The sequence below is a fragment of the Citrobacter freundii complex sp. 2025EL-00176 genome (genome assembly GCF_053309355.1).
Genome location: NZ_JBRYHT010000010.1, coordinates 101,352 through 125,197 on the forward strand (window position 1 = coordinate 101,352; position 23,846 = coordinate 125,197).

Here is a 23,846-nt window from a genome sequence, read left to right on the forward strand (position 1 = left end):
GTAAGGCGCCCAGCCATGAAAAAGAACAACGGCTCAGGTATCGCTGATGACCATGATGTTAAACGATTGCGCCTTGCGGCAACCAGATTGAAATGTTAAAAGAAGCCCCTTCAATAAAAACGACACAGGGGAAGGGCGTGAAAAACGCGTCAACTGCATCTGACACCAGCGTGTCTGATGCCGCGTCGACGAATGAGCCGACGCTTCACCGGGGGTTGCAAAACCGCCATATTCAGTTAATTGCGCTGGGAGGCGCAATTGGAACCGGCCTGTTTTTGGGCATTGGACCGGCCATTCAGATGGCGGGGCCTGCGGTGTTACTGGGTTACGGCGTAGCCGGAATCATCGCTTTTTTGATTATGCGTCAACTGGGCGAAATGGTGGTGGAAGAGCCCGTTTCCGGATCGTTTGCCCATTTTGCCTATAAATACTGGGGACCATTTGCTGGCTTTTTGTCCGGCTGGAACTACTGGGTGATGTTTGTGCTGGTTGGCATGGCGGAGCTGACAGCGGCCGGAATCTACATGCAATACTGGCTACCCGATGTCCCGACCTGGATTTGGGCTGCCGCTTTCTTTGTGATCATCAACGCCGTCAATCTGGTGAACGTACGTCTGTATGGCGAAACGGAATTCTGGTTTGCACTGATTAAAGTGCTGGCCATTATCGGCATGATTGGCTTTGGTATCTGGATGCTGTTTTCCGGTAACGGCGGGGAACATGCGAGCATCGATAACCTCTGGCGTTACAACGGCTTCTTTGCCACTGGCTGGAACGGATTGATCCTGTCGCTGGCCGTCATTATGTTCTCATTTGGCGGACTGGAATTGATAGGGATCACCGCCGCGGAAGCGCAGGATCCGCAGAAAAGCATTCCGAAAGCGGTAAACCAGGTGGTATACCGTATTCTGCTGTTTTACATCGGTTCTCTGGTGGTGCTGCTGGCCTTGTACCCGTGGGTGGAAGTGAAATCGAATAGCAGCCCGTTCGTGATGATTTTCCATAATCTTGACAGTAACGTGGTGGCTTCTGCACTAAACTTTGTCATTCTGGTGGCTTCTCTGTCGGTCTATAACAGCGGGGTTTACTCGAACAGCCGCATGCTGTTTGGCCTCTCGGTCCAGGGGAATGCGCCGAAGTTTTTAACCCGCGTTAGTCGTCGTGGCGTACCGGTGAACTCATTGATTCTGTCCGGCGCGATTACGTCACTGGTGGTGTTGATCAACTATGTGCTGCCGCAAAAAGCGTTCAGTCTGTTGATGGCGCTGGTTGTCGCGACGCTGTTATTAAACTGGATTATGATTTGTCTGGCGCATTTGCGATTCCGCGCGGCGATGCGCCGCAAAGGACGTGATACGCAGTTCAAAGCACTGCTGTATCCGGCCGGAAACTACCTGTGCATTGCCTTCCTCGGCATGATTCTGGTGCTGATGTGCACAATGGATGATATGCGTCTGTCAGCTATTCTGCTGCCGGTATGGATCCTGTTCCTGTTTGTTGCCTTCAAACTGCTGCGCCGCAAATCCCGCTAATATCTAACCGATCTCATCCTGGCGATGAGATCGGTCACTGCTTCTCATTGCCGATTAACGCTGAAACGCCCCTGACAATGCGCGAATATCATTTCCGGTAGGCGACTGATGAATGCGTAAGCCAAACTCTTCGATCACGGCAAATATATGGTCGAAGATATCAGCCTGAATACTTTCATATTCCAGCCAGACTACCGTATTGGTAAACGCATAAATCTCGATCGGCAAACCGTGATCGTCCGGCGCAAGCTGGCGTACCATTAACGTCATATCTTTGCGAATCCGCGGATGGTGACGTAAATATTCGTTCAGATAGGCACGGAAAGTGCCTATATTGGTCATCCGGCGGTGATTCAATACGGATTCAGGCGCATCCAATAGCTGATTCCACTCGTCAATTTCCTGATGACGCGTGGTTAAATACGGCTTTAACAGGTGTGCTTTATGCAGTCGCTGGCGTTCATCTTCGTCAAGAAAATGAATGCTGGTGGCATCAATGCTGATGCTGCGTTTAATGCGTCGACCACCGGAAGCTGACATCCCACTCCAGTTTTTAAAAGAGTCCGATACCAGTGACCAGGTGGGGATAGTGGTGATGGTGTTATCCCAGTTGCGCACTTTTACGGTGGTTAAACCAATATCGATAACCGCGCCGTCTGCGCCGTATTTCGGCATTTCCAGCCAGTCGCCCAGTTTGAGCATATCGTTCGCTGAAAGCTGGATCCCGGCCACCAGACCGAGGATAGGATCTTTAAATACCAGCATTAAGACGGCGGCCATGGCGCCCAGACCGCTTATTAGTATTGCCGGAGACTGACCAATCAGCAGGGAAATCATCAAAATCCCAACGATAATTGCGCCAATCAGTTTGATTCCCTGGAATATACCTTTCAACGGTAGCTGAGATGCAGCAGGGAGTTTTTGCGACAGATTGAGAATAACGTCCAGCAGGGAGAACAGGGACAGCAGGGCGTATATCATGATCCACAGCTGTGCACAGGTCACTAATATCTCTGCGGCTTCGCTGCCTTTTTGTAACCACAACGCGGCCTGAATATTGACAATGATACCCTGCAGGGTGAATGCCAGCCGGTGAAATAACTTGTTCTGCGTGATGATTTGTAGCCACAGACGGGAGCTGGCGTTCGCGCGCTTTTCAAATGCGCGTAATACCACCCAGTGCAAAATAACGTGAACAATAATGGCGGTGATAAAAATAATGCCAAAAATCATCACCAGCGAGGTGGTGTGATTTATTTCAATGCCGAGTTCTTCTACCTGAGATATCAATTCCTGCATAATGTCTCCTTAATAAACAGCGGCCTATGATGACCGCTGTTGGGAGCTTATGCAAATGCGAGGGCTAGACTTCCGTCAGCGTCGTTTCCAACGGCAGACGAGATTTCGGCAGCGCGGCGTTGAAATCTTCCACGCTGTGATGACCTACCGGGACCACGACCACGCTGGTGAAACCTTTTTCTTTCAGGCCAAACTCTGCGTCGAGAACGGCGGCATCAAAGCCTTCGATTGGCACCGCGTCCAGGCCCATCGCCGCAACACCCAGCAGGAAGTTACCGACGTTCAGGTACACCTGTTTCGCCATCCAGTGGTTGTCATCGTTGAGATCTTTGCGGTGCAGGTCGGCAAAGAAAGTACGGCCTTTGTGGTTAGCGGCTTTGGCTTCCGGGGTAGCGAAACGCCCATCGCGCTCTTCTTGATCGACAACACGCTCCAGCCACGCATCGTCCATCGCCGTTTTGGCGCAGAACACCACAACGTGGGAGGCATCCAGCATTTTACGCTCGTTGAATACAAAGCCACCGGCTGCGGATTTCGCCACGCGCGCTTTACCTTCGTCAGTGCTGGCAACGATAAAGTGCCACGGCTGAGAGTTGGTGCTGGACGGACTAAACTGCAGCAGCGTTTTTAATTTTTCGGCCTGCTCAGTGGTCAATTTTTTATTCGGATCGAATGCCTTAGTGGAGTAACGTTTTAAGGCGACAGAAACAATATCCATAACTACTCCTGGTGATTTTCCTACCCTGCGGGTGCGTTTTGTTCCAGCAGGGTACAGGGTTAGCAGAAAAAAGATAAGACAGGAAAATGCAAAAACACTTATCGACGCTAACGATAAATCAGCCAGGCCGCAGGCGTTTCTGATCCCGCTTAGGCAGACCATCCACCACCCGGTGCCATGAATCGCTCACCAGGTCCGTCAGTAATGACTCGGTAATGTCATCGCCTGGATAGACTGAGATCCAGTGCTTTTTATTCATGTGATAACCGGGTTTAATGCTGGGGTAGATCTGCTGATTTAACAGTGATTTTTGCGGATCGGATTTCAGGTTAATCAGCTGGCGTCCGTGATGTTCAAACACCAGCATGAAAATCTTGCCGCCGACCTTGAACACGTCGTATTCCGGGCCAAAAGGCCAGCAGTGCTCGGTAAAAGGCAGATCAAGCGCAAGGCGCTTCGCGCAGGCATGCAGTGTTTTTCCGTCCATTATTTTTCCTCGCGAGTCAGGGCGCGCCACATGGCTTCAAACCCCAGCGAAATGTATTCAGTTGCGCGGGCAGGATTGCGGGCAGCGAATTCCATGGTTGTTTCTGCAAGCGTTAAAAAAAGCCCGTCGCCGAAGGCGCGATACTCGTCTGACATAAATTCAGGTCGCACGGAGCGATGACAAAGATCGCGCAGTTCCGGGAACATATCGTCAGCCTGTTGCTCGGTTTCTTTACTGATTTTTTCGCTGACGGCCAACTGGCGAATGGTACGATGCCCGCAGGTATGATTCAGACCCCAGCTAATGTAGCTGTTCCAGATGTAGTGAGTCATGGTTTTGGCATCGGTCACTGAGCGATCCAGATTTGCCATCATCGACTGGCAGAGATCGTGTTTTAAAAAGAGGTAAAGCTCGTTGATCAAATCATCTTTGGTCGCGAAATAGCGAAACAACGTTCCCTCCGCAACCCCTGCATTGCGCGCTATTACTGCGGTTGAGGCCGCAATACCTGATTGTGCAAATGCTGTGGTTGCAGCTTCCAGTAATGCCAGTTTTTTGTCTTCACTCTTCGGACGAGCCACTACACTTTACCCTTAAGTCTGTAAAAAACATGATTGAATCACGGCCTTTGCAGCACCGCAACGGCGAATGTCAAAGATTGAAAATCATCTTGACGGCGAACTTTCGATTTCTATAATGAGTGCTTACTCACTCATAATCAAGAGTCAGTCGCGCAAACCAGCGGAAAGGGGGCGCGTTTAAGGTCAGGATATGAAGCGTCTCACAGTTTGTGTGGTTGTTATTATGCTTATTGCCGCAGCTGCAGGTTTACCGTTTGTACTCAATGCCGGATTTGGCCAGGCGCCGCAGGGGGCACAACTGAGTCAGGTTGAACAGTCGCCACACTATCGTGATGGACAGTTTCATAACCAGCTGCCGACACCGGGCTATACCGGCAACAAAGGTATGCTGGCGGCCTGGTGGGAGTTTTTGGTCGCTAAGCGTGAAAATGCGCGGCCAGCGCAGCCGTTACCGTTGGTGGCGAGCGATCTCGCCGGATTACCGCCGCAGCAGGATACTCTGGTCTGGCTGGGTCACTCCTCATGGTATTTGCAACTGGCGGGTCAACGTATCCTGATTGATCCGGTGTTTAGCAACTATGCTGCGCCGTTTTCATTTCTGAATAAAGCTTTTACCGGGGATTATCCGTGGACCGCGCAGACGATGCCGGAGATCGATCTGCTCATCATCTCGCACGATCACTATGACCATCTGGATCTCGCCACCATCAAGGCGTTAATGCCGAAGATTAAGCGGGTGATTACGCCGCTGGGAGTGGGGTCGCATCTACGTTATTGGGGAATGCGCAGCGAGATAATCGACGAACGTGACTGGAATCAGTCCGTCAGAGTGACGGATTCACTGATTGTTCACGTTCTGCCAGCCCGCCATTTTTCGGGACGAGGCATTAAGCGTAATCAGACGCTGTGGGCCAGCTTCATGTTTGAAACGCCGGAGCAGAATGTTTATTACAGCGGCGATTCCGGCTATGGCCCGCATTTTAAAGCCATTGGTGAGCAGTTTGGCTCGGTTGATTTGGCGATTATGGAGAACGGTCAGTATGACCAGGACTGGAAGTTTATTCACATGATGCCGGAAGAGACGGCTCAGGCTGCGGCGGATCTGCATGCGAAAGCCGTTTTGCCCGGGCACGCCGGTCGTTTTGTTCTGGCGAAACATACCTGGGATGATCCGTACAAACGACTGGCGCTTGCCAGCCGCCAACAAGATTACCGACTGCTGACGCCGATGCTGGGTGAACCGGTAATACTGTCCGAACCGGACCAAACGTTTACGGCCTGGTGGCAGCAGGCAAATCAATGAACACAGGGGAGAGCATGATGACGATTTCTGCTCAGGTAATTGATACGATTGTTGAATGGATTGATGATAATTTGAATCAACCATTGCGCATTGATGATATTGCACGCCATGCGGGTTATTCTAAATGGCACCTACAGCGTCTTTTTATGCAGTACAAAGGCGAGAGCCTGGGGCGTTACATCCGCGAGCGTAAACTGCTGCTGGCGGCGCGCGATCTGCGCGATACCGATCAGAAAGTGTACGACATCTGTTTGAAGTACGGATTTGATTCGCAGCAGACCTTTACGCGTATTTTCACCCGTACGTTTAGTCAACCGCCAGGCGCTTATCGCAAAGAAAATCATAGCCGAACGCATTAACGGCACCGGGTTCTCGCGGGCTTAATCCGCCAGTGAGAACCAGCGCCGCCAAATGTAGCGCAGCACAAAATACTCAATCATCCCCAGTAGTAAAAACCACAGGCAAAACAGCAAAGTGTAAAACTGGTTGAGATCCATCAGATGAAAGGTGGCGACCAGTTTTTGCGCCAGCACCAGGCCAAGTGAAGGGGCTGGCAAGAGCAGGCAGGACAGAAAAGCCAGCAGCAGGATCCCAGCGGCGGTCATCAACGATTCAAGCGGGTGTTTCATGGTATTGTTAAACTTGAGTTAAAATACCATTGTCCGGGATCTCTGCGGGCAACGCAAACCCCACGCTTAAAGCCCTGCCCAAATCTCACAGTGTTTTTTCACCAGACCACTCAACGATCCGCCTTCCGCCACGAAATCACGCATATTCTGTGCTTCATCATGACCATGTTTAACCTGTCGGCGTAAGGCTTCAATCGCGCTGGTCGCACCCACTTTATCCGCAGAGGCGGCGACATTCTCCAGCAGCCGTAGCGTGTCATCCGACAGGCGATGCCCATCGCCCGTATTCACGTCGGTGACAATCCCCGCCATACCAAAGCGACAGGCCTGAAAACGGTTGAATTTATACAGTAAATAATCACGCTCCTGGTGTTTGAAAGGACGTTTGGTGAGTATCCAGTGAGCAGTGGACTGAATCAGTCCCGCCATATTGACCGCGTGTTTAAGGGTCAGCGGAGTGTCCATTACCCGAACCTCAACCGTACCGAAGTGCGGGCTGGGGCGGATATCCCAGTGCAAATCTTTAATGCTATCAATCATGCTGGTGTAAGCCAGTCGACGAAATAGTCCCGTAAATTCCTGCCAGTTATTCACCCATGGCATCGGACCGTTATCGGGAAATCCGGAGAATATATTCAGGCGCGCGCAGGCAAATTGCGTGTCGGATGTCTGCATATAAGGCGAGGCGGCAGAAAGCGCAATAAAATGAGGAACGAATCGCGACAGCCCGTGCAGGAGGTAAATAGCATCATCACCGTTGGCGCAGCCAACATGGACGTGCTGACCGAAAACGGTCGCCTGCTGAATAAGATAACCAAAATTTTCCAGGTTGCGTCGATAGCGTTCGTCATCGCAGACTTCCTGACGTTGCCATTTTTGAAAGGGGTGTGTACCACCGCCGCAGATGGCGAGGTGATGCTCTGCCGCAACCCGCATGATTATCTGCTGCATGGCTGATAATTCAGCATCAGCCTGGTCGATATTGCGACAAACCCCGGTTGCCATCTCCAGCATACTTTCGGTGATATCGTGCTTCACTTCCCCGGCGGTAAGCTGCGGCTTAATGGCGTCAATCAGCCGGGAAGAATCCTGGCTGAGGTCGTAGCCAGGCGGATTAACCACCTGCATTTCCAGTTCAATGCCTAACGTAAAAGGGTCGGAAACATGAAAATCGGGTAGTGACATAGGGTTCTCTTCCGCGTTGATTTTTAATCAGTATAGAAGGGCGGCTGATTTTCTGTTCGGCGTAAGAAATCATCGCATGACGCTTTGAAGGCGAAATAGCAGGTGCTATAACTATTTTTTGCTTCGCAACAGGGGTTGAGTCGTGCCGGAAATAAATCTTTATGGACAGACAGTCGGCGATGTTGTGCCAGACTGGAAAGGTGCCTCCGTGCTGCCACGGGAAGAGCTTGTCGGGCAGTATTGCCGTTTGGTTCCTCTGGATGCCGACAGCCATGCCGCCGACCTGTTTGATGCCTATGCGCAGGCACCCGACGATCGCGACTGGACCTGGCTTGCAAGCTCTCGCCCAACGAGCGTTGAAGCCACCGCTTGCTGGATTGCGGCAAAATCCACCGACGCCTCCCTGGTTCCCTATGCGGTAATTGAACAGCGTTCCGGGCGTGCCGTTGGGCTGGTGTGTTTTATGGCGATCGAGCGGGAGCATGGTTCGGTTGAAATTGGTCATGTGACCTGGTCGCCGCGCATGAAAAATACGGTACTCGGCACCGAAAGCGTCTGGCTGCTGCTGCGTCAGGCGTTTGCGTTAGGGTACCGTCGTGTGGAGTGGAAATGCGATTCGTTAAACACCGCGTCCCGACGGGCGGCGGAGCGCCTTGGGTTTATCTTCGAAGGGCGTTTTCGCCAGAAGATTGTGCGTAAGGGCCGCAACCGCGACAGCGACTGGTTATCAATGATTGATAGCGAATGGCCGCAGCGCGATGCTGCATTGCAGCGTTGGCTGGCTGCCGACAACTTTGATGAACATGGGCGGCAACGCCGATCGCTGGCGGCGTACCAGCAGGCATAGCTCGTTTCTCCGTTGACGACTCAGACAGAAAAGGAGCGCGAGCATGGTGTACTGTTCGTGCAAAAGGTAATGACGTTTTCATCGCGCTGAAACCAGCGAACGTTAACTTCCTGCCCGGCGAGGCTTTGCGCAAATAAGGGCAGGATTTGCAAGGTTATCTGGGTTGGGGTGAGGGCGGTAACTTTAGCGCTGGCGAACCCCGGTAACGCCGTAGTGTGTTGCGAAAACATTTTATACAGACTCTCTTTTGCGCTGAATGCCAGGGTTAAGGCGAGCGGAAAGGGCACGCTGGCGTGAAGCATAATCTGTCGTTCGGGGTTATCGATAATGCCATCAGCCAGCTCAATGGCGGTTGGTAGTGTAAAAATAGTTTCGATGTCCACTCCAACGGGATGCGTCGACACCACCGCCAGCGCAGTTGATGCGCTATGGCTGATGCTGCCAAACAGATTTTGCGGCCACAACGGTTGGCGTTGCCCGCCGATGCCGGGTACGGTTTTGAGGCCAAATTCACGCAGAGCGTGTACGGCGGCGATCCGCCCAGCTAAGTGTTCAGCTTTACGCTTGCGCCCGCTGGACAGGAGCTGAGCGTGGTGGGGGAGCCAGAGCAGGTCCTGCTCATGAAAGCTGGGGGGATCAAACTCGACAATATGCAGCGTGTGGTCTGCGAAAGTGAGCGGTGTGTGCGTGGTGCGCATGCTAGCGATGATTTCCCTCTCCCCGCAGCGAGGAGAGGGATAAACGTTATCAGAAGTGCGTGTTCACGCTCATGAACCACGTCCGGCCCGGTTCGTTATAGGTGTATGCGCCTGCGCCCGCCATATAGTCGCCAGTTTTGATATCACTGGTGGTTTGGGCATTACCTTCACGCCACAGACGTTTGTCGAAGACGTTATCCACGCCGCCGGTCAGGCTGACGTTTTTCGTTACATCCCAGGTCGCGCTCAGACCAACGATGCTGTACGGGCTAACTTCCTGGGCTGAACTGCCGGTAACCGGTTTACCCTGGTAATCGTATTTCTTCGGCTGCTGTTTACCGTACCAGGTAAAGGTTGATTGCAGCGACAAATCTTCGCGTGCCTGCCAGCTCAGAGTCGAGTTCAGCGTGTACTCAGGAATAATCGACAGGCGTTCGCCAGTCTCTTTATTCTTACTTTGCAGCATGTAAGTGATGTTGTTGGTCCAGGTAACGGTTTCGCTAACCGGCACGTTCAACGTACCTTCCAGACCCTCAACCACCGCTTTAGGAATGTTTTCCCATTGGTAGATATCGGTGTAGGTTGTTGTTTCTTTGCCTGTAGTTGGGTTTTTTTGGGTAATTGACGTTCTGCTTAGCGGTACGGTTCCCGCTTCGATCTTGTTACGGTAATCGTTGCGGAACCAGGTTATGCCTGCAAGCCAGCCGTCACGTTTGAACTCCAGACCAATCTCTTTGTTGATGCTGGTTTCGGCCTTCAGATCGTCGTTACCCATCATATAGCAGCCAATACCGGTGGCAGAACCGGTGGCATAGCAACCCTGGCCTTTGCTGTACAGAATATAATTCGAGTTTGTCTGGTACAGGCTAGGTGCTTTATAGGCGCGCGCGATGCCCATTTTCAGCGTAAAGTCGTCGCCTAGACCCTGAGACAGGTTCAGCGACGGGCTCCAGTTATCGCCCACAATACTGTGGTGATCGAAACGCAGACCTGGCGTTAGCATGGTGCTGTCGGTCAGTTCCATGTTGTTTTCAGCAAACAGAGAGAAAATTTCAGCTTGTGAATACGGGCTACGATCTGTACTGCTGGCACCAGGTATGTTCCCCCCCATAAAAGTCTGGGTATTGGAACTCATGTCTTTCATACGCTGCTGGTTCCACTCGGTACCCAGCGTCAGGTTCTGATTAACCAAAAGGTCGAATGGAATGCTAATTTCACTGTGTAGGGTGACATCCGCCAGGTCAGTGTCGGTAAAATGATTACTGTTAAATAACCCTTCAAGACCTCCTGCCAGACCTTCACCTAAACGAGAGTTGCGGGTGTGTTCGTACTGCGCCCAGTTGCTGGTGGTAATGCCGCTGTCCCAACCGCCGTTCCACGTCAGCGCATAGTTCTGACGGTACATACGGTTGGTTTCTTTACCGTAGTATTTTTTTACCAACCCGTTGGTTTTGTTATCGTTGTTGGTGTTCTGAGTGTCGCCAGCATACAGATTGCCCTGGCGGCTGTAGCCTGCTTCAAACTCCAGCGATTGCATCGGCGCAAAATCCCAACGCAGCTGGCCGTTGATATCTTTGTTTTTTACCCCTTCACGACCCGCTGGCATCGTATCGGCGTATGACCCTGTACGAGCCGACTGATGACCCTGGTTGATATCCCAGGCATCGGCCTGCGTTTTATCCAGATTACCGTACAAACGGAAGCTGAAATCCCCGCCCATTGGGCCGTTCAGGCTAAAGTTGGTACGTTTGGTCGAGCCTTCGTCTTTGTGTTCCGGGGCATTGAAATAGGTATCCCAGGAACCGTGCCATTCATTGCTGCCTTTTTTGGTGATGATATTCACCACGCCGCCCGCAGCACCGTTGCCGTAACGCGCTGCGGCAGGACCACGCAGCACTTCAATACGCTCGATCATCTCCGGTGGCACCCAGGCGGTATCGCCGCGGGTATCACGCTCGCCGCGCCAGCCCTGACGCACGGAGTTACGGCTGGTCACCGGCTTACCGTCGATCAAAATCAGGGTGTTTTCTGGACCCATACCACGAATATCAATCTGACGGTTGTTACCACGCTGACCGCTGGTTGAGTTGCCGGTCAGGTTCACGCCAGGCATGGTACGGATGATTTCCGCCACATCGCGGGCGGGAGGATTTTTACGGATTTCATCCGCGGTGATGGTTGAAACACCCGGCGCCTGCAGGTTTTGCTGCGCGGCGGTAACGACGATGGTGTCTTCATGAGAGACAGCGGCGTTATCAGTTTGATCTTCTGCCATTGCTGGCAGTGCTACCCCGTAAATCCCTAAATTGACCAATAAGGCCAGTGAATGAATCTTGTTGTTCATTGTATGTCCTGCTGTTCTTTTAGCCACGAGAACCCATGTGCCGTGGTGCGGCATTTGGTCTGATGTCGCCCGCATCCGCGTAAACCCTCCGTTCCAGAAAAAGTACGCAGCGCCAGGTCGGTTTATAAGTGGTGAAAAACTGTGCACGCTTCCCACAGCGCGACAATACGCTATTGCAAATGCAAATAGTTATCAATAATATTATCAATATATTTCAAGATAGATCATAAAAATTCACGATAAACATGGGGTTATGGCGGTGACGACGTTAAAGACGGGAAGCGAAGCGTGGTGGCAGTCGAAAAAAGGCCCGGAGTGGGAGCGTGAAGAGAACGGAAATTATCGGGTAACCTTCTGGTGGCGAGACCCGCAGGGAACGGAAAAAGAGTCAGCCATTCGTCGTGTGTGGGTCTATATCACCGGCGTCACCGACCATCATCAAAATGTCCACCCTCAGTCGATGCAACGTATTAACGGTACAAATGTTTGGTGCTGGAGTGTTTCCCTCAGCGCCCACTGGCGCGGTAGCTACTGTTTCATTCCCACTGCTCGGGACGATATTTTTGCCACGCTGGCGGTGGACGAAGCACCTGACCGAACCATGTTGCGTGATGGCTGGCGACAATTGTTACCGCAGGCGATTGCCGATCCTCTCAATCCGCAGAGCTGGCGGGGAGGTCGTGGCCATGCGGTGTCAGCGCTGGAAATGCCAGACGCTCCCGTACAGCCCGGATGGGATCAGCCTGAAGCTCCCGCTTGCCCCGCAGTTTGCCTGCAATGGCACAGCACCAGGCTTGGGAATACGCGTCGCGTATGGGTATTTACCACCGGCGACGCCCGACCAGAAGCGCGTCCGCTGGCTATCCTGCTGGATGGTCAGTTTTGGGCACAAAGTATGCCGGTCTGGCCTGCACTGGCTGCGCTCACGCATCGTGGAGATCTCCCACCCGCCGTATATCTCCTGATTGACGCTATCGACACATCTCATCGTAGCCGCGAACTGCCGTGTAACGCCGATTTTTGGTTAGCGGTACAGCAGGAGCTATTGCCGCTGGTGAAGAAGACTACTGCGTACAGTGACGATCCGCAGCGTACGGTGGTCGCCGGACAAAGTTTTGGCGGGTTGTCTGCGCTGTATGCCGGGCTGAACTGGCCCGCGCGCTTCGGCTGTGTGCTGAGCCAGTCCGGTTCTTACTGGTGGCCGCATCGCGGTGGTCATCAGGATGGGGTGATTGTTGAGCAACTGAAGAGCGGCCAGGTTAGCGTTCAGGGACTGCGTATTGTTCTGGAGGCCGGGATCCGCGAGCCGATTATTTTTCGTGCCAATCAGGCGTTATATGCTCAGTTACCCTCTGCACCACAATCTATTTTCTGGCGTCAGGTTGATGGCGGACACGATGCGCTTTGCTGGCGCGGTGGCCTGATGCAAGGGCTAATGACGCTCTGGCAGCCGCTTACCACCACGATTTAACCGGACGATGTTCCACGACAGGAGTTGAGTATGGAATTCAGTAACCCCTTCGATAATCCGCAGGGCCAGTTTTACATTCTGCAAAACCCACAGCGTCAGTTTAGCCTCTGGCCGCAGCAGTGCTCACTTCCTGCTGGCTGGCAAGTCGCGTGCGAACCGCAATCGCAGGAAGCCTGCCAGCAATGGCTGGATGCAAACTGGACCACGCTGACGCCAGCAAACTACGTTGATGTGCAGGAGGCTCCATGACTCAGCGTTTACCGTTAGTCGCGGCTCAGCCGGGGATCTGGATGGCGGAAAAACTCTCCACCTTGCCCTCGGCGTGGAGCGTTGCGCACTATGTAGAATTAACCGGTGAACTGAACGCGCCGTTGCTGGCAAAGGCAATCGTTGCCGGTCTGGAGCAGGCTGATACTCTACGGATGCGGTTTAGCGAAGATAACGGCGAGGTCTGGCAATGGGTTGATCCTACGCTCACCTTCGTGGAACCCGAAATTATCGACCTGCGCGAAAAATCCAGCCCATATGAAGCAGCACGCGCATTGATGCAGGCTGATCTGCAACAGGGCTTACGTGCTGATGGCGGCAAGCCGCTGGTTTTCCATCAGCTCATTCAGGTGGGAGATAAACGTTGGTACTGGTATCAGCGTTACCATCATTTGCTGGTTGATGGCTTCAGTTTCCCGGCTATTACCCGCCAGATAGCCGCAATTTACCGCGCCTGGCAGAGTGGCGAACCCACGCCGGACTCGCCTTTTACGCCGTTCGCTGAGGTCGTGGAAGAGTATCAACAGTATCGTCATAGCGATGCCTGGCAACGTGATGGTGCTTTCTGGACCGAGCAACGCAAGCAGCTACCGCCCCCGGCCTCGTTGTCGAACAAACCGTTACCGGGGCGCTCGGCCAGTGCCGATATTATCCGCATGAAGCTAACCGCGCCTGAAGGCGCGTTCCGCCAGCTTGCGGCACGGATGCCTGACGTTCAGCGTGCAGATCTTGCCCTGGCGCTGGTGGCGTTGTGGCTGGGGCGTTTATGCAGTCGAATGGATTATGCCGCCGGGTTTATCTTTATGCGGCGTATGGGATCGGCGGCGCTCACGTCCACCGGACCGGTTTTAAACGTTTTGCCCTTTGGTGTGAGGTTGGATGCGGCAGAAAGCTTGCCTGCGCTGGCCCAGCGGTTGGCAGCGCAGTTGAAGAAAATGCGGCGACATCAGCGTTATGACGCTGAACAAATCGTTCGCGATAGCGGGCGTGCAGCCGGTGCCGAGCCGCTGTTCGGCCCGGTGCTGAACGTGAAAATATTCGATTATCAGCTGAGTATTCCGGGCGTTCAGGCGCAGACCCATACTCTGGCGACAGGCCCGGTCAACGATCTTGAGCTGGCGCTATTCCCGGATGAAAATGGTGGGCTAAGTATTGAAATCCTCGCCAATAAACAGCGTTACGATGCAGCGACGCTGGCGCAACACGCATCGCGTTTAACCGCGCTTATCGAACAGTTTGCCGACAATCCGGCGCTATGCTGTGGTGAGGCTGGGATGCTGTTGCCAACGGAATACGAGCAGTTGGCGAAGATTAACGACACCACCGTGGAGATCCCGTCCACTACGCTGAGCGCGCTGATGGCACAGCAGGCCGATAAAACGCCGGATGCCCCGGCGCTGGCTGATGCTCGCTATCAGTTTAGCTATCGCGAAATGCGCCAGCAGGTTGTGGCGCTGGCGCAGCTACTGCGTGCGCGTGGCGTACAGCCAGGTGACAGCGTTGCGGTGGCATTACCGCGTTCCGTGTTCCTGACGCTGGCGCTGCACGGTATTGTTGAAGCCGGAGCTGCCTGGCTGCCATTGGATACCGGATACCCGGACGATCGCCTGCGGATGATGCTCGAAGACGCGAAGCCAAAATTGTTGATCGCAACCGATGAGCAACTGGCGCGCTTTGGCGATATCCCAGGACTGGAAAGTCTGTGCTACAACGCGCCACTGCCAGCGGGAGATACCGCGTCGTTGGCCCTCTCTCAACCACATCATACGGCCTATATTATTTTTACTTCCGGCTCTACCGGCAGACCCAAAGGGGTGATGGTTGGGCAAACGGCTATCGTCAACCGCCTGTTGTGGATGCAAAATCACTATCCGCTGACGGCAGAGGATGTGGTGGCGCAAAAAACACCATGCAGTTTTGATGTCTCGGTGTGGGAATTTTTCTGGCCGTTTATTGCCGGCGCAAAATTGGTGATGGCGGAACCGGAGGCGCACCGCGACCCGCTGGCGATGCAGCAATTCCTTGCCCAATATGGGGTGACGACCACTCACTTTGTCCCTTCCATGCTGGCTGCTTTTATTGCGTCCTTGACGCCGGAAACTGCGCAGGAAAGTTGTGCCTCGCTGAAGCAGGTATTCTGCAGCGGCGAAGCCTTGCCGGCAGATTTATGCCGTGAGTGGGAACAGTTGACCCATGCGCCGTTGCACAATTTGTACGGACCAACTGAAGCGGCGGTCGATGTGAGCTGGTATCCGGCCTGGGGTGAAGCGCTTGCCGCCGTCACCGGCAACAGCGTGCCGATTGGTTATCCGGTATGGAACACCGGTTTACGGATCCTCGATGAGATGATGCGTCCGGTGCCCTTCGGCGTAGCGGGTGACTTATACCTGACGGGGATCCAACTGGCGCAGGGCTATCTGGGACGCGCGGATCTGACGGCAAGCCGCTTTATCGCCGATCCGTTTAATGCCGGTGAACGCATGTACCGTACCGGGGATGTGGCCCGCTGGCTGGAAAATGGTGCGGTGGAATACTTGGGGCGCAGCGATGACCAGCTTAAAATTCGCGGACAGCGTATTGAACTGGGGGAAATTGATCGGGTGATGCAGCAACTGCCCGATGTCGAGCATGCTGTTGCTCATGCCTGCGTATTTAACCAGGCAGCGGCGACCGGCGGCGATGCGCGTCAACTGGTGGGGTATCTGGTGTCGCAATCAGGTTTACCGCTGGACACCTCTGGATTGCGGGAGAGTCTGCGCGAAAAACTGCCAGCGCATATGGTGCCGACGGTATTGTTGCAACTGGCGGAGCTGCCGCTCAGCGCGAACGGTAAATTGGATCGTAAAGCGCTGCCGATGCCGCAGCTAACGTCGCGTACAGTGGGACGTGCGCCGCGCCCTGGGATTGAAACTACCATTGCGCAGTCTTTTGCAGCCTTGCTGGAGTGTGAAGTTAATGATGTGGAGGCCGATTTCTTTGCGCTGGGCGGACATTCTCTGCTGGCGATGAAGCTGGCGGCGCAATTGAGTCGCCTGTTTGAACGACAGGTGACGCCAGGTCAGATTATGGTGGCTTCTACCGTTGAACAACTCAGCGCCTTGCTGGAGAGTCATGATGATGAACAGTCGCAGCGTCTGGGATTTGAGACGCTACTGCCGCTGCGCGAAAGTCAGGGCCCAACGCTGTTTTGCTTCCATCCCGCGTCGGGTTTTGCCTGGCAGTTTAGCGTGCTGTCGCGTTACCTCAGCCCACAGTGGTCGATTATAGGTATTCAGTCGCCGCGACCGGATGGACCTATGCAAACGGCGGAAAACCTCGATGCGGTATGTGACCATCACCTGGCAACGTTGCTTAACCAGCAGCCTCACGGTCCATACTATCTGTTAGGTTACTCGCTGGGCGGCACGCTGGCGCAGGGGATTGCCGCGCGTTTACTCGCCCGGGGGGAGAAAGTTGCCTTTCTGGGGCTGCTGGATACCTGGCCGCCGGAAACGCAAAACTGGCAGGAAAAAGAGGCCAATGGGTTGGATCCTGCCGTATTGGCGGAGATTGAGCGTGAACGTGAAGCATTTCTGGCCGCACAGCAGGGCAATGCCTCTGACGCGTTATTTAACGCTATTGAAGGTAACTATGCCGATGCGGTTCGCCTGTTAACCACAGCCCACAGCGTACCTTTTGCGGGCCACGCTACGTTGTTCGTTGCTGAACGTACATTACCGCAGGACGTCAGCCCTGAACGTAGCTGGTCACCATGGATATCCAGTCTGGATGTTTATCGTCAGGACTGCGCGCATGTCGATATCATTTCTCCTACCGCGTTTGAGACAATAGGGCCTGTAATCAATGCGCTGATTAATAAATCTGTGTAATAACGCGAATTTTGCTATCGCGGCGGTCGAACAACTCCATAACGCAGTGTCATGTTGTGGAGTTGTTGCTTTGGTGTGTGATGGGGTAACGAAGGGAGTAATAAATTCCGAATATAATTTTTGGTAGGGGCGGATGCGTAAAGAAAGTTTCGGATAATTCTGACTAGCTGGTAGACTTCTCCCACGGGAGTGTTTTTCTTTTGGGAAAGTTTTCAGGTCACGCAACATGTCATCATTAAATATTAAGCAAGACAACGTTTCGGAATTTACTGCCTATCCTCAGACTACGGCAAACGCCAACGAAATTGATTTGGTTAACCTGATCGAAATCTTATGGCGCGCCAGGACGAAAATCGTGGCTACCGTTTTCGCCTTTGCCTGCGTGGGTATTCTGGTCTCTTTCCTGCTGCCGCAAAAATGGACCAGTCAGGCCATCGTCACCCCAGCAGAACCGGTTCAGTGGCAGAATCTCGAGAATACGTTGACCAAATTGCGCGTACTGGATATGGATATTAACGTTAGCCGTGGTGATGTGTTTAACCTGTTTATCAAAAAATTCCAGTCGCCCTCATTGTTAGAAAATTATCTGCGATCTTCACCCTATGTGATGGATCAATTGAAAGGCGCTGATATTGACGAAATGGACCTGCACCGCGCAATCGTCAGGCTCAGTGAAAAAATGACCGCGGTTGACGCCAATCGTGACAAAAAGAATGAGACCTCGCTGTATACCGCGTGGACGCTGAGCTTTACCGCCCCTCAGGCCGAAGAAGCTCAGTCTGTGCTAGAGGGATATATCCGCTATATTTCAGATATTGTAGTGAAAGAAACGCTGGAAGATATTCGCAATAAACTGTTCATCAAAACTAGCTTCGAGAAAGAAAGGCTGGCGATGGATCGCGTCAGGCTCAAAAATCAGCTGGAAGCAAATATCCAGCGACTGAACTACTCCCTGGAGATTGCGAATGCCGCCGGGATTAAAAAGCCGGTCTACAGTAATGGCCAGGCGGTGAAGGATGACCCTGATTTCTCTATTTCACTGGGCGCGGACGGCATCTCGCGTAAATTAGAAATAGAAAAATCTGTAACAGATGTAGCGGAAATTAACGGGGAATTACGTAACCGCCAATATCATGTTGATCAGCTGTTAGCGATGAATGTGAGTGACGTAAAATTTACGCCATTTAAATATCAGCTTTCACCTTCGCTGCCAGTGAAAAAAGATGGTCCGGCTAAATCGATGATCGTTATTCTGGCTGCGTTACTGGGTGGCATGGTCGCCTGTGGTGGCGTTCTGCTGAATTACGCCATGGTGTCGCGTAAGCAAAAAATGACGTTTATTGATCAGCAACTGGTGTGAGTAATTGCCGTATGGCGGCAGACAGCCGCCATACGTTAAATCTCGCTATTTGTTGCGCCCTAGCGGCACCACTAACGGCGTGCCGGCAACCGGATCGTCGATAATCATACAGCGTAATCCATAGATTTTTTCGATAAGCTCCGCCGTAACAATCTCCTTCGGCGCCCCCTCAGCAATAATTTTTCCATCACGAAGCGCAATCAGATGCGTGGCGTAGCGACAGGCCTGGTTGAGGTCGTGCAGAACGGCGGCCAGCGTATAACCCTTCTCCCGGTTGAGCTCACTGAGCAGCTCCAGCAGATCGATCTGATGGCTGATATCCAGCCAGGTGGTGGGTTCATCGAGCAGCATAATCGATGTTTCCTGCGCCAGCACCATTGCTATCCATGCGCGCTGGCGTTGTCCGCCGGAAAGCGTATCCACACTTTGCGCCGCCAGATGGGTTATCCCAGTGGCCTGCATCGCTGTGTTTACCGCGATTTCATCTTCTTGCCGCCAGCGGGTAAACAGCGGTTGATGTGGATAGCGCCCGCGAGCAACCAGCTCCTGTACGGTAATATCACCCGGCGTGGTGGCGTTTTGCGCCAGTAAACCTATTCTGCGTGCGACCTCTTTGCTGGCGTAGTGCTGAATATGCTCGCCGTCGAGCCAAACCTTGCCGTGTACGGGTGTCATCAGACGACTCAGTGTACGCAGTAGCGTTGATTTTCCGCAGCCGTTTGGCCCAATAATCGCGGTAAAGTGACCGTCGGGAATCGACACATTGAGGTTTTCCGCTACGGTAAACTTGCCATAACCCAGCGTTAACTGGTCGCCACGCAAACGGGCAACTGATTCGATCATTTTTTGCGGGACTCCTGAATTAACAAGACGATAAGATAAATACCGCCGAGGCTTACGGTGACCACACCCACCGGAAGCTGATAAGGCATAAACAGCTGTTGGGCGCATAAATCCGCCATCAGCAGCAGCAGCGCGCCGCACAGCGCTGACAGGGTTAACCCCCAGCGGGAAGTGCCGCTAAGTCGACGCGCAATATGCGGGGCGACGAGGGCAATAAAGGAAATTGGACCTGCCAGCGCGGTGGCGGCGGCGGTCAATACCACGGCGACCAGCATCATCATCAGACGCGAACGCTCAACGCTGACGCCAAGCGCACAGGCGCTGTCATCACCCATTTCCAGTAAACGCATCCGGCGCACCAGCAGCGTGGCGCACACCAGCATCACAATAATCAGTGGGGCAGAAGGCCAGGTCTTGGCCCAGGTCAGGCCATTGAGCGATCCGGCGTTCCACAGTCCGGCCGTTAACGCGGTTTCTAATGATGCTTTCAGCAGCAGCCAGGTGTTGAACGCCACCAGCATAGCGCGTATGCCGATACCAATAATAATCAGCCGGAAGGTGTCGATGCCATTGCGCCAGGCGAGCGCCCAGACCACCAGGGAAGTCAGGATCCCACCCAGCATAGCCGCCAGCGCGATAGCGGTAAGATGCTGACCAAACAGCACCATTGCCACCAGTACACCGCTCCAGGCACCGGTATTGAAACCCATCACATCCGGGCTGCCCAGCGGGTTGCGCATCAGCGACTGAAATATTGCGCCGCTCACGCCCAGTGCCGCGCCAATCAATAGCGCCATAAGCACGCGTGGCAAGCGCCATTCGGTGACCACCAGCGTAATACTGCGCGGCGCATCGCCGAACAGAGCGGCAATAATTTGCTGAGTTTCCAGCGTAACGACCCCGCTACGCAGGCTCCACAATCCAACGACGAGACAACCTACAACCAGCAGCATGCTGCTGATGATCAGGCGACGTGAGCGATGCATCATGCGCCACCCCCGCGCGATTTACGGCGTACCAAAAAGATAAGCACGGGCGCCCCGATAAACGCGCTGACCACCGAAACACGCAGCTCACCGGGGACAATCACACGACCGATAATATCGGCAATTAACAGCAGAGAGGGGGTTGCCAGCAGAGTGACGGGCAGCGACCAGCGGTGATCCGCCCCCACCAGCCAGCGCGCCATATGCGGCATCATCAGGCCGATAAAGGCGATAGGGCCGACAATGGCGGTCGCACTACCGCACAGGACGGTAATCACCAGCAGGCCGATAAACTGCGTGCGAGCGACTTTACTGCCAAGCGCGGTAGCGGTGTCGCTGCCGAGACTCAGGCTATTCAGGGCACGGCTGAGGAACAATGCGACAGCAGCGGCAATCAGGACCGGCACCAGTACTACCTTCAGCGTTTGCAGGCTGCGGATATCCAGTGAACCGGCCTGCCAGAAACGCAACTGATCGTAGACGTCCGGGTTGAGGAGGGCGATGCCGGTGGATAGCCCTTCCAGCACTGCACCCAGCGCAACGCCCGCCAGCGTCAGTCGTACCGGGCTGAGCTGCCCGCCGCCCTGGCTGCCGGTAAATGCCACAATCAGCGAGGCGGCCAGCGCCCCGGAAAAAGCCATCAGCAACTGTTCCTGTGGGGAAGAGAAACCGAACAGCGACGCGCCCAGCACGATGGCGAAGCTGGCGCCAGAGTTAACGCCAAGGATCCCCGGATCGGCGAGCGGGTTACGCGTGAGCGTTTGCATTAATGCGCCTGCCAGACCCAGCGCGCCGCCGGCGAGCAGGCCTGCCAGCGTGCGTGGCAGTCGCGCGTCCAGCACGATGGTGCAATCCGCGCTTTGGCAACTGCCGGTGAGTGCATCCAGCACCACGGAGGCAGGCAGCGATTTTGCGCCAATAACCAGACTTAATACCGTGGTGAGTACAAGTAATAACAATAGTCCGGGCACGGCGAAGGCGCGTGTCGCGGAAACAGAGCATGACATATCAACTTCCCTGATAATGATAGTAATTATCGTTATCGATCTTATTTGGATATGTTAGCATGTGCAGCCATCGAATGGATATTGAAAAAGTACCTGGTAAGGCTCTGTAATGAATCGACAATCCTGGCTGCTTAATCTCAGCTTGTTAAAGACCCACCCTGCGTTTCGCGCCGTCTTCCTCGCTCGTTTTATTTCCATCGTCTCTTTGGGATTACTCGGTGTGGCGGTTCCGGTTCAGATCCAGATGATGACCCAGTCGACCTGGCAGGTAGGTTTGTCGGTGACGTTGACCGGTGGCGCGATGTTTATTGGCCTGATGGTTGGCGGCGTACTGGCCGATCGCTACGAGCGTAAAAAAGTGATCCTGTTGGCGCGTGGAACCTGTGGCGTCGGCTTTATTGGTTTGTGTCTGAACGCGTTGCTGCCCGAACCGTCGTTACTGGCGATTTATCTGCTTGGCTTATGGGACGGTTTCTTTGCCTCGCTGGGCGTGACTGCCTTGCTGGCAGCAACGCCGGCGTTGGTCGGGCGGGAAAACCTGATGCAGGCCGGGGCGATTACCATGCTGACGGTGCGTTTGGGTTCGGTCATTTCGCCGATGCTTGGCGGGGTGCTGCTGGCAACCGGTGGTGTGGCCTGGAACTACGGCCTGGCGGCGGCAGGCACGTTCATTACCTTACTGCCGTTGCTGAGCCTTCCCGCGTTACCTCCACCGCCCCAGCCGCGCGAGCATCCGCTGAAATCGCTGCTGGCAGCATTTCGCTTTTTGCTCGCCAGTCCGCTGATTGGCGGCATTGCGTTGCTCGGGGGCTTATTGACCATGGCGAGCGCCGTGCGCGTGCTGTATCCGGCGTTAGCGATTAACTGGCAGATGTCGAGCGCGCAAATTGGCCTGCTGTATGCAGCCATTCCTCTTGGCGCGGCGGTGGGCGCATTGACCAGCGGACAGCTGGCGCACAGCGTTCGTCCGGGACTGATCATGCTGGGTTCTACCGTGGCTTCATTCCTGGCTATCGGCCTGTTTGGCTTGATGCCGGTCTGGGAGCTTGGGGTTGTCTGCCTGGCGCTGTTCGGGTGGTTAAGTGCGGTTAGCTCTTTGTTGCAGTACACCCTGTTACAGACGCAGACGCCAGAAGCGATGCTCGGGCGAATTAACGGTTTGTGGACGGCGCAGAACGTCACCGGGGACGCGATTGGCGCGGCGCTGTTGGGCGGTTTGGGCGCGATGATGACGCCGGTCGCCTCGGCAAGCGTGAGTGGATTTGGGCTGGTGATTGTTGGTCTGTTACTGCTGCTGTTGCTGGGGGAATTACGTCGATTCCGGCAAATGCCCGTGAATGCCTGATGGCGTTATGCTCTACGGTTTGCAGGCCGGATAGGGCGTTAGCCGCATCCGGCGCGGGCTTTTAAAAGAGCGCCGACAGACGTTGCACTAGCAGCGTCGCGCTGTAGTAGTCGAGCCGGAAGGTTTCCGTGCCCAGGGCGTATACACGTTTATTTTGCACGGCTGGCAGATGCGCCAGAAGCGGATTGGCATAAATGGCGTTGGCATCTTTGCTGTCGCCGGCAAACAGGAACAGCGCTTCGCCGTTCAGGCCAGCCGCCAGATTTTCACCGCCAAGCTGGATGATATCGTGGCGTTTCCCCTGGCTTTGGCTGGTGTGCAAACCGGCAGGCAGCGGCGCCAGCGTGAAACCTAACTGCTCCATCAGCTTGCCCTGTGCCGACTCAGGCGTCCAAAGATTAGCACTGTGCGCCGCAGCGGTATAGACCAGCGCGCTGACCGGCTGTGGCGGCAGGGTGATACGTTGCTTAACCGCTTGCAGTTGCTTATCAAATTCGGCAATACGCGCTGCTGCCTGTTGCTCCTGACCGGTAATTTCACCCAGTTGCGTCAGCAGCGACTGCCAGCTTTTGTCGTCGTAGTTGATGATAAGCGTGGGCGCAATGGTGGACAGCTGATCGTATAGCGCGAGTGCGGAGTCGCCGCCGGTGGCGCTGATTAGAATCAGATCCGGCATTTGTGCCGCTACGGCTTCAGCGCTCGGTTCACCGATGTACAGACGGCTGAGTTTGCGTTCCCTGGCCACGTCGCTCCATTGACGTAAAAAGCCTTGCGCATCGCCAATGCGGTTGTTTGGCGTGGTGGCACCGCTGGCGATGACCGGGGCATCAATTGCCAGCAGCGAGCCGGTGAGGGTCACGCTGGTGGAGACAATGCGCTGCGGCTTATGCTCCAGCGTATGCGTGCCACGGCTGTCGGTGATCTGACGCGGCCAGTCGGCGGCGTGACCTGAAGAAATTCCTGAAATAAACAAACCCGTCAGTAAAAGCACGGTGCGACAAAAATAGTGGAGACTCACGAATCAGCTTCCTGTTATCAGTATGGTTAATGCTTCTCATTTTCATTGTTAGCGAGC

Annotated in this window: 21 protein-coding genes; 9 read left to right on the plus strand and 12 right to left on the minus strand. The window is 54.2% G+C overall.

Annotated features, from left to right (window positions below):
• The first annotated feature begins 137 nt into the window (after positions 1-137).
• On the plus strand, positions 138-1,532 hold the full coding sequence (gene pheP / locus ACVXHP_RS18105) for a phenylalanine transporter (protein WP_137360461.1): 1,395 nt from the start codon (positions 138-140) through the stop codon (positions 1,530-1,532).
• A 54-nt stretch (positions 1,533-1,586) separates the two neighbouring features.
• Here the strand turns inward: pheP and ACVXHP_RS18110 are convergent, their stop codons facing one another.
• The 4 genes from ACVXHP_RS18110 to ACVXHP_RS18125 all read right to left on the minus strand — a co-directional run bounded on the left by ACVXHP_RS18110 (position 1,587) and on the right by ACVXHP_RS18125 (position 4,617).
• Positions 1,587-2,831, minus strand: coding sequence for a mechanosensitive ion channel family protein (locus ACVXHP_RS18110; protein ID WP_200007478.1), 1,245 nt, complete (start codon positions 2,829-2,831; stop codon positions 1,587-1,589).
• A gap of 64 nt (positions 2,832-2,895) precedes the next feature.
• The gene (nfsB, locus tag ACVXHP_RS18115) at positions 2,896-3,549 is read right to left on the minus strand and encodes an oxygen-insensitive NAD(P)H nitroreductase (RefSeq protein ID WP_447571968.1); all 654 of its coding nucleotides are present in this window, start codon (positions 3,547-3,549) and stop codon (positions 2,896-2,898) included.
• 118 nt (positions 3,550-3,667) lie between these two features.
• Positions 3,668-4,036: an MmcQ/YjbR family DNA-binding protein gene (locus ACVXHP_RS18120; RefSeq protein ID WP_447571969.1), complete on the minus strand. Its 369-nt coding sequence runs from the start codon at positions 4,034-4,036 to the stop codon at positions 3,668-3,670.
• Positions 4,036-4,617: a TetR/AcrR family transcriptional regulator gene (locus tag ACVXHP_RS18125; RefSeq protein ID WP_069323121.1), complete on the minus strand. Its 582-nt coding sequence runs from the start codon at positions 4,615-4,617 to the stop codon at positions 4,036-4,038. The genes ACVXHP_RS18120 and ACVXHP_RS18125 overlap by 1 nt, the downstream gene beginning before the upstream one ends.
• Before the next feature lie 190 nt (positions 4,618-4,807).
• On the opposite strand from ACVXHP_RS18125, the gene ACVXHP_RS18130 reads away from it, so the two are divergent.
• Positions 4,808-5,920, plus strand: coding sequence for an MBL fold metallo-hydrolase (locus ACVXHP_RS18130; protein ID WP_447571970.1), 1,113 nt, complete (start codon positions 4,808-4,810; stop codon positions 5,918-5,920).
• A gap of 17 nt (positions 5,921-5,937) precedes the next feature.
• Positions 5,938-6,279: a RamA family antibiotic efflux transcriptional regulator gene (locus ACVXHP_RS18135; protein WP_003021996.1), complete on the plus strand. Its 342-nt coding sequence runs from the start codon at positions 5,938-5,940 to the stop codon at positions 6,277-6,279.
• A 21-nt stretch (positions 6,280-6,300) separates the two neighbouring features.
• On the opposite strand, the gene ACVXHP_RS18140 is transcribed toward ACVXHP_RS18135, so the two are convergent.
• Both ACVXHP_RS18140 and ACVXHP_RS18145 read right to left on the minus strand, forming a co-directional pair.
• Positions 6,301-6,549, minus strand: coding sequence for a DUF1158 domain-containing protein (locus tag ACVXHP_RS18140; protein WP_042309887.1), 249 nt, complete (start codon positions 6,547-6,549; stop codon positions 6,301-6,303).
• 66 nt (positions 6,550-6,615) lie between these two features.
• Complete coding sequence (locus ACVXHP_RS18145; protein WP_447571971.1) at positions 6,616-7,734, minus strand: YbdK family carboxylate-amine ligase; 1,119 nt, start codon at positions 7,732-7,734, stop codon at positions 6,616-6,618.
• Between the two features lie 142 nt (positions 7,735-7,876).
• On the opposite strand from ACVXHP_RS18145, the gene ACVXHP_RS18150 reads away from it, so the two are divergent.
• A complete protein-coding gene (locus ACVXHP_RS18150) occupies positions 7,877-8,581 on the plus strand; it encodes a GNAT family N-acetyltransferase (RefSeq protein ID WP_316128985.1) in 705 nt (234 codons plus the stop codon).
• A gap of 20 nt (positions 8,582-8,601) precedes the next feature.
• On the opposite strand, the gene entD is transcribed toward ACVXHP_RS18150, so the two are convergent.
• Positions 8,602-9,279 (minus strand): enterobactin synthase subunit EntD, encoded by a 678-nt coding sequence (entD, locus tag ACVXHP_RS18155; RefSeq protein WP_316128984.1) that lies wholly within the window; start codon positions 9,277-9,279, stop codon positions 8,602-8,604.
• Between the two features lie 49 nt (positions 9,280-9,328).
• Positions 9,329-11,623, minus strand: a complete 2,295-nt coding sequence (locus tag ACVXHP_RS18160; protein ID WP_316128983.1) for a TonB-dependent siderophore receptor — start codon at positions 11,621-11,623, stop codon at positions 9,329-9,331.
• Positions 11,624-11,876: 253 nt separating this feature from the next.
• Here ACVXHP_RS18160 and fes point away from each other — a divergent pair, with 253 nt between their 5' ends.
• The 4 genes from fes to wzz(fepE) all read left to right on the plus strand — a co-directional run bounded on the left by fes (position 11,877) and on the right by wzz(fepE) (position 18,590).
• Complete coding sequence (fes, locus tag ACVXHP_RS18165) at positions 11,877-13,094, plus strand: enterochelin esterase (protein WP_316128982.1); 1,218 nt, start codon at positions 11,877-11,879, stop codon at positions 13,092-13,094.
• 30 nt (positions 13,095-13,124) lie between these two features.
• The gene (locus tag ACVXHP_RS18170) at positions 13,125-13,343 is read left to right on the plus strand and encodes an MbtH family protein (protein WP_087857112.1); all 219 of its coding nucleotides are present in this window, start codon (positions 13,125-13,127) and stop codon (positions 13,341-13,343) included.
• Positions 13,340-17,230, plus strand: coding sequence for an enterobactin non-ribosomal peptide synthetase EntF (gene entF, locus ACVXHP_RS18175; RefSeq protein WP_447571972.1), 3,891 nt, complete (start codon positions 13,340-13,342; stop codon positions 17,228-17,230). Before ACVXHP_RS18170 ends, entF begins: the two co-directional genes overlap by 4 nt.
• Positions 17,231-17,456: 226 nt before the next feature.
• Positions 17,457-18,590 carry an LPS O-antigen length regulator Wzz(fepE) gene (gene wzz(fepE), locus ACVXHP_RS18180; RefSeq protein ID WP_316128980.1) on the plus strand — a complete coding sequence of 378 codons (1,134 nt, stop codon included), beginning with the start codon at positions 17,457-17,459 and terminating at the stop codon, positions 18,588-18,590.
• A gap of 45 nt (positions 18,591-18,635) precedes the next feature.
• Here the strand turns inward: wzz(fepE) and fepC are convergent, their stop codons facing one another.
• From fepC to fepD, 3 genes are read right to left on the minus strand one after another with little or no spacing between them, the layout of a single operon-like run.
• Complete coding sequence (gene fepC, locus ACVXHP_RS18185) at positions 18,636-19,433, minus strand: iron-enterobactin ABC transporter ATP-binding protein (protein ID WP_316128979.1); 798 nt, start codon at positions 19,431-19,433, stop codon at positions 18,636-18,638.
• A complete protein-coding gene (gene fepG, locus ACVXHP_RS18190; protein WP_200007445.1) occupies positions 19,430-20,422 on the minus strand; it encodes an iron-enterobactin ABC transporter permease in 993 nt (330 codons plus the stop codon). The genes fepC and fepG overlap by 4 nt, the downstream gene beginning before the upstream one ends.
• Positions 20,419-21,426, minus strand: a complete 1,008-nt coding sequence (gene fepD, locus ACVXHP_RS18195; protein WP_447571973.1) for a Fe(3+)-siderophore ABC transporter permease — start codon at positions 21,424-21,426, stop codon at positions 20,419-20,421. Before fepD ends, fepG begins: the two co-directional genes overlap by 4 nt.
• A 109-nt stretch (positions 21,427-21,535) precedes the next feature.
• On the opposite strand from fepD, the gene entS reads away from it, so the two are divergent.
• Complete coding sequence (entS, locus tag ACVXHP_RS18200) at positions 21,536-22,771, plus strand: enterobactin transporter EntS (protein ID WP_200007441.1); 1,236 nt, start codon at positions 21,536-21,538, stop codon at positions 22,769-22,771.
• Positions 22,772-22,832: 61 nt separating this feature from the next.
• Here the strand turns inward: entS and fepB are convergent, their stop codons facing one another.
• Positions 22,833-23,789 carry a Fe2+-enterobactin ABC transporter substrate-binding protein gene (gene fepB / locus ACVXHP_RS18205; RefSeq protein ID WP_447571974.1) on the minus strand — a complete coding sequence of 319 codons (957 nt, stop codon included), beginning with the start codon at positions 23,787-23,789 and terminating at the stop codon, positions 22,833-22,835.
• Between the last annotated feature and the right edge of the window lie 57 nt (positions 23,790-23,846).

Excerpts from the sequence above, each read along its gene's own strand:
- ACVXHP_RS18110 (WP_200007478.1), bottom strand. The coding sequence starts at position 2,831 with ATGCAGGAATTGATATCTCAGGTAGAAGAACTCGGCATTGAAATAAAT.
- nfsB (WP_447571968.1), bottom strand. The coding sequence starts at position 3,549 with ATGGATATTGTTTCTGTCGCCTTAAAACGTTACTCCACTAAGGCATTC.
- ACVXHP_RS18120 (WP_447571969.1), bottom strand. The coding sequence starts at position 4,036 with ATGGACGGAAAAACACTGCATGCCTGCGCGAAGCGCCTTGCGCTTGAT.
- ACVXHP_RS18130 (WP_447571970.1), top strand. The coding sequence starts at position 4,808 with ATGAAGCGTCTCACAGTTTGTGTGGTTGTTATTATGCTTATTGCCGCA.
- ACVXHP_RS18135 (WP_003021996.1), top strand. The coding sequence starts at position 5,938 with ATGACGATTTCTGCTCAGGTAATTGATACGATTGTTGAATGGATTGAT.
- ACVXHP_RS18140 (WP_042309887.1), bottom strand. The coding sequence starts at position 6,549 with ATGAAACACCCGCTTGAATCGTTGATGACCGCCGCTGGGATCCTGCTG.
- ACVXHP_RS18145 (WP_447571971.1), bottom strand. The coding sequence starts at position 7,734 with ATGTCACTACCCGATTTTCATGTTTCCGACCCTTTTACGTTAGGCATT.
- entD (WP_316128984.1), bottom strand. The coding sequence starts at position 9,279 with ATGCGCACCACGCACACACCGCTCACTTTCGCAGACCACACGCTGCAT.
- ACVXHP_RS18160 (WP_316128983.1), bottom strand. The coding sequence starts at position 11,623 with ATGAACAACAAGATTCATTCACTGGCCTTATTGGTCAATTTAGGGATT.
- fes (WP_316128982.1), top strand. The coding sequence starts at position 11,877 with ATGGCGGTGACGACGTTAAAGACGGGAAGCGAAGCGTGGTGGCAGTCG.
- ACVXHP_RS18170 (WP_087857112.1), top strand. The coding sequence starts at position 13,125 with ATGGAATTCAGTAACCCCTTCGATAATCCGCAGGGCCAGTTTTACATT.
- entF (WP_447571972.1), top strand. The coding sequence starts at position 13,340 with ATGACTCAGCGTTTACCGTTAGTCGCGGCTCAGCCGGGGATCTGGATG.
- fepC (WP_316128979.1), bottom strand. The coding sequence starts at position 19,433 with ATGATCGAATCAGTTGCCCGTTTGCGTGGCGACCAGTTAACGCTGGGT.
- fepG (WP_200007445.1), bottom strand. The coding sequence starts at position 20,422 with ATGATGCATCGCTCACGTCGCCTGATCATCAGCAGCATGCTGCTGGTT.
- fepD (WP_447571973.1), bottom strand. The coding sequence starts at position 21,426 with ATGTCATGCTCTGTTTCCGCGACACGCGCCTTCGCCGTGCCCGGACTA.
- entS (WP_200007441.1), top strand. The coding sequence starts at position 21,536 with ATGAATCGACAATCCTGGCTGCTTAATCTCAGCTTGTTAAAGACCCAC.